At 22.9% G+C, this 2,981-nt stretch carries 3 protein-coding genes; all 3 read right to left on the reverse strand.

Annotated features, from left to right (window positions below; translation table 11 throughout):
- Positions 1 to 130: 130 nt before the first annotated feature.
- Positions 131 to 1,291 (reverse strand): TIGR03576 family pyridoxal phosphate-dependent enzyme, encoded by a 1,161-nt coding sequence (locus tag BGI41_RS07465; RefSeq protein WP_088540070.1) that lies wholly within the window; start codon positions 1,289 to 1,291, stop codon positions 131 to 133.
- 378 nt (positions 1,292 to 1,669) lie between these two features.
- Positions 1,670 to 1,993 (reverse strand): hypothetical protein, encoded by a 324-nt coding sequence (locus BGI41_RS07470; protein ID WP_088540072.1) that lies wholly within the window; start codon positions 1,991 to 1,993, stop codon positions 1,670 to 1,672.
- 220 nt (positions 1,994 to 2,213) lie between these two features.
- The gene (locus BGI41_RS07475; RefSeq protein WP_088540073.1) at positions 2,214 to 2,735 is read right to left on the reverse strand and encodes a FumA C-terminus/TtdB family hydratase beta subunit; all 522 of its coding nucleotides are present in this window, start codon (positions 2,733 to 2,735) and stop codon (positions 2,214 to 2,216) included.
- Positions 2,736 to 2,981: the final 246 nt, after the last annotated feature.

The raw sequence follows: 2,981 nt of genomic DNA on the forward strand, positions 1-2,981 counted from the left end.
AATAAAATAATAAATAAAAAAACTTTTTTTAATAAAAAAATAAAATTAAAGAAAAACTAAAGAAAAATAAAAATTAAAAAATATTTAATTTTTTATAAAAAATTGATTTTTAAAAGTATAATATTAAAAATTATTCATTATAAATAATCTTTCTACTTTTATCAGTATCAACACATACTTTAATTAGTAAATCAAAGGAATCACTAATTTTATTAAAAATTTCTTTAATTTCAAGATTATTTGCATCATTTGCAGATAAATCAAAACGAATTGTTGTAGATGCACCAGACATTGAAACTGCAGGTATAGTAATAATTTTTTCATCTCTAAGTAAAATCATACTCCATAAGAAACATAAATCAGTACCAGATAATTCAGTATCCACTTTAGATTTAACTCCATTATAAAGTGATTCTTTAGATACTTTTACACCAGTTGGAGTAGTTTCAAAAATATCAAATGAATCATTTAATAAATCAAATAATTCATCTTTTTTTGAAATAGCTGCCCTAAGATTATCAGGATTATAATCTTTAAGTGCATTAATCATAGCAAGTATTATTGGAGCTTGAGCTTCAAGACCAAATTCATTAGATTTTGTTTTAACTAGATTTGCAAGATCTTCACGACCAGCAAGTAATCCTCCACGAGGACCTTTCATTAATTTATCAGTACTTGTAATTGCAAGATCAGCACCTAATTCACATGCAGGTTTTTGATTAAAAATAGCCGTACGTAATCTTGCACCACTAGCATCATCAACAAATACTGGAATATCTTTTTCATGAGCCATTTCTATAACTTTTTTAAATGTTTCTTCATCTAAAACTTGATGATCCATAGTAGAACCAGTTATAATCACAAGAGAAGTATTTTCAGGAATATGAAATTTATCAATATCAATAAATTCTTCATAATTAGCTCCAACTAAATCACATGCTCTTGTAATAGAAGGGTGTGCAGGATGAGCTTTTAAAAAGTGTACTACATTATCTCCTTTTTTAACAAGTGCTAAAATAGTAGCAAGAATTCCAGAACTAGTTCTGTTTAATGGTACAATTTTTTCTCCACCCATATGTTCTTTACCAACTTCCTGAATTTTATCTTCAAAAATAGCTGGACCAATATATGTTTGAAGAAGAGATAATTCATCTTCTGAAGCTAAAAAACCTCCAGAAAGTCCAGTTAAATCATATAATGGAATATTCTCATCTGATTCAATAATATCTTTAATAATTTTATAAGCAGATTCTCTTTTTTTAAGTTCATCAATGGAATTTTCTACAATCATGATATCACATATTAATATATTTATTAAATAGATTTTAATTTAAGATATAATAGTAAAATTAAAAATTTCAATAATTATACTCTATAATACATAATTAATAACTGTTTTTAGATTTTTTATATTTTTTTAAAAAAACTTTTTCCTGTCCTTCTATTTGTCCACCGTTATATCTTGAAAAGGATAAATGAGAGAGAATACAACAAATAAAATAAAAAAAATAAACATAAAAAATAAGCAACTAAAATAAGTTAAAATAAAAATAATAAATTAAAGTTAAATAAAAATTAATAATTAAAAAATTGTAAGTAATGTTTAAAAAAACTATGATAATTTAATAAAATAGCTAATTTTAAATAAAATAGTTAGTAGTAGAAGAATTTATTCTTCTTCTAAAAATTCTAATTTAAAATCTTTAAAAGCTTCAATTAAAACTTTTAAATCTTTTTCTTTAATATCTACAGATTCAAAATCTTCTCCTTCATTATATGAGTATTCTCCTTGAACAACTTTACCATCAGGATCACAGTAGAACAAAATACTATCACTCATTTCTTCAGGATTTTTAGTAGGTAAAAATACTTCAAAAGAAGCACCTAATTGAGAGAAAAATTTATCTTTTTCTTCATCACTTTTTACAACTTTTTTAAATTTCCTCATTCTAGATTTATATTTTTTTTCAGCATTTTCTTTTAAATCAGCCATATTATCACCATTTTTAAATTACAAATAATTTTTAAATAAATATAATTTAAACTTAAATCTTAATTAGTTTTATTTTTTTACAATATATAAATGTTGTTGTATATTATAAAAAAAATAAGATTAAAATTAAAATCAAATTTTAAAAATATTTAAATATTTAAATTATAATCCAAATTAGGAAAATATAATAATATAAAAATATTTTAGAAAATTATATTATTTAATCATATAAGGAATTACCTTCAGAATCCATTGCAATTATTAAAGGTCCAAAAGAATCTACTTCTAATTCCCACATAGCTTCAGGAACTCCTAAATCTAACCAAGTAACACTATCTACTTTTTTAACAGCACTAACATATAATGCAGCACAACCTCCAGTAGCAACTGCATAAACTGCATTATTTTTTACTAAAGCTTCACGAACACTATCATCCATTCCACCTTTTCCTATTACAAGTCTTACTCCTTTATCAATAACATCTGCTTCATATGGATTCATTCTCATAGAAGTAGTTGGTCCAATTGCTACTACTTCATAATCATTTTCACCATTTTTTCTTATAATTGGTCCTGCATGAAATATTACATTACCATCTAAACTAAATGGTTCTCCATCTTCAACAATACGTCTATGAGCTTGATCACGAGCTGTAAAAATTGTACCTGAAACAGAAATTACATCCCCAACTTTTAAATCTTTAACATCTTCTGAATGAATTGGAGTAGTTAAATCAATCATTAAATCACCAACATAATTAAACTATATTAAAACTTATTATAAAATTAATAAAGCTTAATATCTAATAAAAAGCATATAAAATACTTTAATAGTTTACTTTAAAGAAAAAATAAACTAAATACACTTATTATAAATCTTAATAAATAGATTATTTTAAAACAAATAAACTAAAAATTTTTAAAATTATACATTAATAATATAAATTTATAAAAATTTAATATTTTCTAAAAATCTATAATAATTATT

The organism is Methanobrevibacter sp. 87.7, from assembly GCF_002208625.1.
In the GTDB taxonomy this organism is placed as follows: Archaea; Methanobacteriota; Methanobacteria; order Methanobacteriales; family Methanobacteriaceae; genus Methanarmilla.

Excerpts from the sequence above, each read along its gene's own strand:
- BGI41_RS07465 (WP_088540070.1), bottom strand. The coding sequence starts at position 1,291 with ATGATTGTAGAAAATTCCATTGATGAACTTAAAAAAAGAGAATCTGCT.
- BGI41_RS07470 (WP_088540072.1), bottom strand. The coding sequence starts at position 1,993 with ATGGCTGATTTAAAAGAAAATGCTGAAAAAAAATATAAATCTAGAATG.
- BGI41_RS07475 (WP_088540073.1), bottom strand. The coding sequence starts at position 2,735 with ATGATTGATTTAACTACTCCAATTCATTCAGAAGATGTTAAAGATTTA.